Raw genomic sequence first — 7,110 nt, forward strand, 5'->3', positions numbered from 1 at the left:
GCCCGGGTGACGGTGCTCGTGGTGACCGGGACCGGAACCGGTGTCGGCAAGACCGTTGTCACGGCTGCGCTGGCCACGCTGGCCCGGGACCGGGGCATCGACGTCGCCGTGGTGAAGGCCGCGCAGACCGGCGTCGGCCCCGGTGAGCCCGGCGACCTCGACCATGTGCGGCAGCTGTCCGGAGTCGAGGACCTGCACGAGTGCGCCCGTTTCCCGGCGCCGCTCTCGCCGGCCGCGGCGGCCCGGCTCACCCGACGCCCTCCGGTGGAACTCGCCGACGTCGCCCGACAGGTAACGGAGCTCGCCCGGGGTCGGCGGCTCGTCCTGGTGGAAGGCGCGGGCGGGCTGCTGGTCCGCTACGACGACGAAGGCGCCACCGTGGCCGATCTCGCCCGCGCGCTGGCTGCGCCGGTGTTGCTGGTCAGTGCGGCCGACCTCGGCACCCTCAACGCCACCGCACTGTCCCTGGAGGCGCTGGCCCACCGTGGCCTGGAGCTGGCTGGTCTGGTCATCGGTTCCTGGCCGTCCGATCCGGACCTCGCCTGCCGTTCGAACATCAGCGACCTGGAGATGCTGGCCGCCCGCCCGCTCGCCGGAGCGCTACCGGCCGGGTCTGGCGCCGCGGATGCGGCGTCCTTCCGTGACACCGCCCGAGCGTGCCTCGCACCTGCGTTGGGCGGTACCTTCAACGCCCAACAGTTCCGAGAGAGACACACTCCGTGACACGATGGACAACAGCAGGTGTCGGGCAGTTGTTCACCGACCGGACCCGACTGAGAACTATCGCCGACGAGCGCGCGTGAACCTCCGCCGGTGTGCGAGCGTCCACCGTGGGAAACGAGCGTGGCCGAACGTGAAGCCGCCCGGCGCACCTCCACACCGCCACACCGCCATATCTCCGCAGCTCCGCAGCTCCGCACCGTCAGACGAGTCGAGGTCCACGTCGGACCACAGGGAGACCACCGTGCCGCCATCGTCAGCGACCGCCCCGCCCGCCGCACGCCAATCAGGCGAAGACGTCAGTACCTCCACCGACATCCTGCAGGTAGCGCGTAGTCAGGTACTGGAGGATGGTAACGGCCTGTCGGCCGAGCAGACACTGGCTGTACTGCAGCTCGACGACGAGAGGATCAGCGAGGCGCTCGCACTCGCGCATGAGGTGCGGCTGCGCTGGTGTGGCCCGGAGGTCGAGGTCGAGGGAATCGTCAGTCTCAAGACCGGCGGCTGCCCGGAGGACTGCCACTTCTGTTCCCAGTCCGGGCAGTTCGACTCGCCGGTCCGCGCAGTCTGGCTGGACATCCCGTCGCTGGTCCAGGCCGCCCAGGCGACCAGGGAGACCGGCGCCAGCGAGTTCTGCATCGTCGCGGCCGTACGCGGCCCGGATGAGCGGCTGATGAGCCAGGTCCGCGCGGGCATCGCCGCGATCCACGCCGCCGTGGACATCAACATCGCCTGTTCGCTCGGGATGCTCACCCAGGAACAGGTTGACGCCCTCGTCGACATGGGCGTGCACCGTTACAACCACAACCTGGAGACCGCACGTTCGCACTTCCCCCAGGTCGTGACCACCCACAGCTGGCAGGAACGGTGGGAGACCTGCGAGATGGTGCGAGCGGCCGGTATGGAACTGTGCTGCGGCGCGATCATCGGTGTCGGCGAGACGCTGGAGCAACGGGCGGAGCTCGCCGGGCAGCTCGCCGCGCTGGAGCCCGATGAGGTGCCGCTGAACTTCCTCAATCCGCGGCCCGGTACACCCTTCGCGGACCTACCTGTGATCAGCGCCACCGACGCGCTGCGGACGATCGCCGCGTTCCGGCTCGCGCTACCGCGCACCATCCTGCGTTACGCCGGCGGTCGTGAGATCACCCTCGGCGACCTGGCGGTCGACGGGATGCTCGGTGGCATCAACGCCGTCATCGTCGGCAACTACCTGACGACATTGGGACGCCCGGCCGAGGCGGACCTTGCGATGCTCGCCGACCTCAAAATGCCGATCAAGTCGATGCAGGCCACTTTCTGACCGGATCATCGACGACTGACCGCATCATCGACGACTCCGTCGGGCGCGCAATCATGGTCCCACCGCGCGCCCGGCGGCCCCGGGAAGCCAAAGAGCGCCCGGCAACAGGGACGCGGCGTCGCGGGGCCGGGCGCTCTAATCTCAGTGGCATGACTGTCAGCGAAACGGAAACGGCCTTCTGCGACCGGTGCGGACGGTTGCTCTCCGACGGAGAGCACGACGCCTGTCACCGGGCCCGGTTGCTGGAACCGCCACGCTTCTGCCAGAGCTGCCGTCGACGGCTGGTCGTGCAGGTCACACCGACCGGGTGGACGGCACGTTGCAGCGAACACGGCTCAACCGTCGGCTGAGCCCCTGTGCGGCTACGGTCAGGCCGCTGGCAGGCCGTCGAGGAGGGCTATCAGGTCGCCTTCCTGAACGACGTCCCCCTCCTGTACCGCGATCTGGGCGACCCGACCGCCGTCCTCGCTGAGCACCGGGATCTCCATCTTCATGGAGTCGAGGATCACGAGCGTGTCCCCGGCCGACACCGTGTCACCGACACCGACCACGACCTTCCACACGTTGGCGACCATCTCGGCTCGAACTTCCTCGGCCACGGTTCCCCTTCCCACTGCCGACCGGACAAACGCACACCGTGAGCGTAGTGCGCACCCGGACACGACCGCTGCGCGCCACGGCGACAAAGAAAGTCCCGGTTCAACGGCCGATCCACCCAAAGCCGGCGGCGGCCAACCTCCGTTATGATCTTCTGGCAACGCTCCGGAGACTATGACCTCCGGGCGCGCGATCTGACGATCGTCGCGCGCCCTTTGGTCCGCCAGCCGATCGGGACCGCGGCGCGCGGCAAATCAGACATGCCGGAATGTCGCCCCTGCGGTCCACCGCTGCGCGGACCAAGCACACTACGAGGGTGTTCGTTCTCCTTGTACTCGCCCTGATCGGTGGCGTCACGGTCGGGCTGATTCGTGGTGGGACGCCGGACGCCCTGGTTCGGATCTATGTGGCACGCCCGTGGATGTTCGCGACCGCGTTCGCGGCGCTGGTCCTCGGGCGGGTCATCCCCGGCGTCCAGGTCGCCGCCTGGGTCACGGCCATGGTGACCGTCGCGCTCTTCGCGGCGGCGAACTCCCGACTACCGGGCCTCGGTCTGCTGCTGGCCGGGATCACGCTCAACACGGTGGTGGTCCTCGCCAACGGCGGTCGGATGCCGGTGTCACTGTCTGGAGCCGAACGCGCCGGCATCGCGGTCAGCGAGGTGTGGGCGTCCTCCCAGTACACTCCGGGGGACACCGCCACGGTCCTGCGTCCGGCGACGGACGTGATACCGCTGGCATTCCCGAACGCGCCGGCCGTGGTCAGCATCGGCGACGTGCTGATCGCCGCCGGCGCAGGGCTGTTCGGAGCGGTCGCACCGGTGCGGGCGCGCCGCACCCTGGAGGCTCGCCGCATCCGCGTGACGCGGTCCACGACCTCCGGTGCAGCTTCTCCTACTCTTCCAACGGATCCGGACCCGGTGGCGGCCGTCGCGGCGGCACGGCCGGCCGAGTGCCCGTGACAGGATGACCGGAGCGGAAAGGAGGTACCCGACGTGGCGAAGAAGAAGCGTAAGCGGCGCGCACGCGCCAAGCACAAGGCCAATCACGGCAAACGCCCCAACACCTGAGCCGGCGCCGGCGGGCCGCGGTCGAACGTCCGCCCCGGTGTGTGCCCCGGCCCCAAGCCGGGGCCGGGGCACACACCGGGGCCGGGGCACGCACCCCTGTTGCCGGGCACTCTCAGCCGGTGCCGACGCGGGGCCGCAGCCAGTCGACGGTGCGACCCAGGCCACCATCAAGATCAACCTGAGGTCGCCAACCGACCAGCCGTTGTGCCTTGCTGACATCGAGTTCGATCCGCGCCAGCTCCCCGGGACGCGACGGCGCGAGCTCCGGGGTGTCGGCCACCCCGATGATCCCCGCGAGCCTGCTGTGCAGTTCCCGGACGGCTGTCTGGGTACCCGTCCCGATGTTGAGCCGTTCGCCGTTGGCCGCATCCACCGAGGCTGAGCGAGCGAAGGCGTCCGCGACATCGCCGACGAAGACATAGTCGCGAGTGGTGGCACCATCACCGAAAATCATGGTCGGACGTCCCTCGAGCATGGCCGTCCCGAAGATCGCTACCACACCGGCCTCGCCGTGCGGATCCTGGCGCGGCCCGTAGACGTTGCCGAGCGCAAGCGCGGTCGTCGCCAGACCATATGTCGCTCGGTACACCGACAGGTACAGTTCGCCAGCCGCCTTCCCGGCCGCGTACTGGGACTCGGGAGCCACCGGCGCGGTCTCGTCGACCGGCAGATGCCGGGGCGTCCCGTAGATCGAACCACCGGACGACGTATGGACGAACTTCCCGACGCCGGCCTTTCGACTCGCCTCCAACATGTTGATCGTGCCAAGCACGTTCAACCGGGCATCAAGAAGTGGATCTCTGATGCTCACCCGCACATCGATCTGCGCAGCCAGGTGCAACACCGCATGCGGGCGAACCCGCCCCACCACATCATCAAGATCAGATGAGGTGACATCGACCTTCTCAAACGAGAACCGGGCGTCAAGGGAAGCCTGCGCCAGGTTCTCAAGCCGCCCAGTGGACAGGTCGTCGATCCCGACGACGTCGTGGCCGTCGGCGAGCATACGGTCAGTGACCGTGGAACCGATGAAACCGGCCGCGCCGGAGACGAGAATACGCACGGCTCCCGAGCTTAGTGGTCGGCGCTGAGCCACCGTAGGCTGACCATCCCCCGCCGGGCACTGCACTCACTCGGCGCGAAACTCGGCCCTGGCTGCGTCAGCCCGTGCCGCCCGCAAGCGTTCCAGAACACTCTTTCGAAGAGTGTCCGGAGCGCGCTCGCCCCCGCATCGGCGGGCGATCAGAAGCTTCACCTCGTGCTCCACGCCGAACTGCCGAAGACACGGGGAGCATTCGTCGAGATGCGTCCGAATCAGGTACTTATGGTCGAAGTCAATCTCGCCGTCGAGATACAGATAGACGGCCTCCAGCACCTTGCGGCAGTCGACGCCGTGCGGGTCACCACAGCTCACGATGCACCGCCATCGACCTCGGAACGACCGGCGCGAACCAGACCCCGCTCAAGGGCATAGTGCTCAAGGGAGGTACGCAGGCCACGGCGACCGCGGTGCAACCGGGACATCACGGTACCTATCGGGGTACCCATGATCTCCGCGATCTCCTTGTAGGCGAAGCCCTCGACATCCGCGAGGTACACCGCCATCCGAAAATCCTCGGGCAGCGCCTGCAGAGCTTCCTTGACGTCGCTGTCTGGCAGGTGCTCCAACGCCTCGGTCTCAGCGCTCTTGAGCCCACTGGACGTGTGCGATTCCGCGTCGGCCAGCTGCCAGTCCTCGACCTGCTCGGTCGGGCTCTGCAGCGGCTGGCGTTGCCGCTTGCGGTAGGTGTTGATGAACGTGTTCGTCAGGATCCGGTAGAGCCAGGCCTTGAGGTTCGTACCTTCCTGAAACTGGTGAAAAGCCGCGAAGGCCTTGACGAAGGTCTCCTGCACCAGGTCCTCGGCATCGGCGGGGTTCCGCGTCATCCGCAGCGCCGCCGCATACAGCTGATCAAGGAAAGGCAGGGCGTCCTGCTCGAAACGGCTGGCGCGCTCTTCGGCAGTCTCGTCGACCAGGACCACTCCCTCGTACCTCGGACCGTCCGCGGGACGCCGGTTGACGGGCACGCCACCGACCGCTGAAACGGACGATACCTCGCCGGGTGCAGCCGCGCGGGCAGAAAAGCGGCCGGAGGAACCAGCCACCGGTCCGGTGGGACAACGGCCCGGGGCATCCGTGCGGCCGTCGAGTGGCCGCATCTGCGCAACTGGCGTCGGCGCGGCGTCGCCGACGCTGGGCACCGGCCCGCTCGCGAACTGGGCAGTCATCAAACCTCCGAGTGGATGTCCCTGGCTAACCGGAGACGACGCAATCACCGGGACACGAAATGATCTGGGGGTAGTCCGGCCGCGTCGACGGTCCGAAGGATCCTTTCGGCTTGCATAACCGTTCGACCGGGTGTCGGGATTCCCGACTACCCGATGGTGTGCCGCCGGATCCACTCCGTCCCGACCGTGGCCGCTTCATTGATCACGTCAGCTTCGGTCCGGCCGTCCCGGCGACGCGTCCGCATGGCGTGATCAGCGCCCGCGAGGACATGCACCTCGATGTCGCGATCCGGAGCTGGGACCGGCATCCCGAACGCGTCCCGGTCGCCCTGCACCACGAGGACGGGGACGCCGGCGCCGAGTAGCTCCGGCAACCTCGACGGCCGGTCCGCGGCGGGTGGATCCAGCGGGAAGCCGAAGGCCACCACTCCCACGGCCGCTACCGAAGCGGCGCAGCGGCACGCCACACGCGATCCCATCGACCGTCCCACCAGAACGACAGGACGCGGCTGGGGCAGCATGTCCAGGGTCGCCCGGAGCACCGCGTCCAGCCTTGCCGGACGATCCGGAGCACGGCGGCCGGCAACCCGGTACGGCATCTCCAGGCGGGCGACGCTCACCCCGATCCCCGGCAGTCGCACCGCAAGTTCGGACAACACACCAACATCGGTTCCACTGCCTGCACCGTGCAGAAGCACAACAAGCCCACACGACCCGCGTGGCGCGGGAACCAGAAACACCCGCCCTCCGTCAACTTCCAGAGAAGGCACCTCGGGAAGGGACCCGCCAGCCACGGTCACCTCCGTGACAGATACATCACCGTTGACCATCCAGATCTGTCAGACTTCCCGAGAACCTGTGTGACGTGTTTCGCATCTTCTCCCTTTGAAGGGTAGGAAAAGTCCATGCTGCCCCGTCTCGACGCCGAGCCAGATCAGTCGCGCGGACGAACCACGACCCTCGTCTACGAGACGCCCACGGACAGTGATGATCCGTACTGGGCGTTCTACGAGGATGTCGCCGCGACCCAGCTGGCCAGCTGGTTGCCGACGACACAGATCCGGGTCCTGGACGTCTCCGGCCCGCGGACGCGGTTCGCACGTCAAATGGTCGCAGCCGGGCACGACGTCGTGCGAGTCGTCCCCTCGGCGAAGGG

At 68.1% G+C, this 7,110-nt stretch carries 9 protein-coding genes and 1 pseudogene; 5 read left to right on the forward strand and 5 right to left on the reverse strand.

Translation table 11 applies throughout. The annotated features are described in order from the left end of the window. Positions 1-6 precede the first annotated feature (6 nt). Entirely contained in the window at positions 7-723 is a 717-nt protein-coding gene (gene bioD / locus U9980_RS03495; protein WP_322754131.1) for a dethiobiotin synthase, read from the forward strand. Positions 724-964: 241 nt separating this feature from the next. Beyond that, on the forward strand, positions 965-2,020 hold the full coding sequence (gene bioB / locus U9980_RS03500; RefSeq protein ID WP_416210137.1) for a biotin synthase BioB: 1,056 nt from the start codon (positions 965-967) through the stop codon (positions 2,018-2,020). A gap of 368 nt (positions 2,021-2,388) precedes the next feature. Here the strand turns inward: bioB and U9980_RS03505 are convergent, their stop codons facing one another. Then, the gene (locus tag U9980_RS03505) at positions 2,389-2,619 is read right to left on the reverse strand and encodes a biotin/lipoyl-binding carrier protein (protein WP_322766651.1); all 231 of its coding nucleotides are present in this window, start codon (positions 2,617-2,619) and stop codon (positions 2,389-2,391) included. Positions 2,620-2,933: 314 nt separating this feature from the next. On the opposite strand from U9980_RS03505, the gene U9980_RS03510 reads away from it, so the two are divergent. Continuing rightward, on the forward strand, positions 2,934-3,578 hold the full coding sequence (locus U9980_RS03510; RefSeq protein WP_322766652.1) for a DUF5317 family protein: 645 nt from the start codon (positions 2,934-2,936) through the stop codon (positions 3,576-3,578). A gap of 33 nt (positions 3,579-3,611) precedes the next feature. Continuing rightward, the gene (locus U9980_RS28395) at positions 3,612-3,686 is read left to right on the forward strand and encodes a 50S ribosomal protein bL37 (protein WP_369809780.1); all 75 of its coding nucleotides are present in this window, start codon (positions 3,612-3,614) and stop codon (positions 3,684-3,686) included. A 112-nt stretch (positions 3,687-3,798) separates the two neighbouring features. Here U9980_RS28395 and U9980_RS03515 read toward each other — a convergent pair whose 3' ends face one another. The 4 genes from U9980_RS03515 to U9980_RS03530 form a co-directional block, all read right to left on the reverse strand. Beyond that, complete coding sequence (locus U9980_RS03515; protein ID WP_322754134.1) at positions 3,799-4,749, reverse strand: GDP-mannose 4,6-dehydratase; 951 nt, start codon at positions 4,747-4,749, stop codon at positions 3,799-3,801. A 66-nt stretch (positions 4,750-4,815) separates the two neighbouring features. Then, the gene (rsrA, locus tag U9980_RS03520; protein ID WP_322748959.1) at positions 4,816-5,100 is read right to left on the reverse strand and encodes a mycothiol system anti-sigma-R factor; all 285 of its coding nucleotides are present in this window, start codon (positions 5,098-5,100) and stop codon (positions 4,816-4,818) included. Then, on the reverse strand, positions 5,097-5,885 hold the full coding sequence (locus U9980_RS03525) for a sigma-70 family RNA polymerase sigma factor (RefSeq protein WP_416210139.1): 789 nt from the start codon (positions 5,883-5,885) through the stop codon (positions 5,097-5,099). The genes rsrA and U9980_RS03525 overlap by 4 nt, the downstream gene beginning before the upstream one ends. 215 nt (positions 5,886-6,100) lie before the next feature. Further along, on the reverse strand, positions 6,101-6,694 hold the full coding sequence (locus U9980_RS03530; protein ID WP_322766654.1) for an alpha/beta family hydrolase: 594 nt from the start codon (positions 6,692-6,694) through the stop codon (positions 6,101-6,103). 165 nt (positions 6,695-6,859) lie between these two features. On the opposite strand from U9980_RS03530, the pseudogene U9980_RS03535 reads away from it, so the two are divergent. Continuing rightward, positions 6,860-7,110 (forward strand): annotated as a pseudogene (locus U9980_RS03535) (methyltransferase type 11); the annotation flags it as partial.

This window comes from Protofrankia sp. Cr1 (genome assembly GCF_963555865.1).
GTDB lineage: Bacteria > Actinomycetota > Actinomycetes > Frankiales > Frankiaceae > Protofrankia.

Coding starts and splice junctions, on each gene's coding strand:
- U9980_RS03525 (WP_416210139.1), bottom strand. CDS start 5,885: ATGCGGCCACTCGACGGCCGCACGGATGCCCCGGGCCGTTGTCCCACC.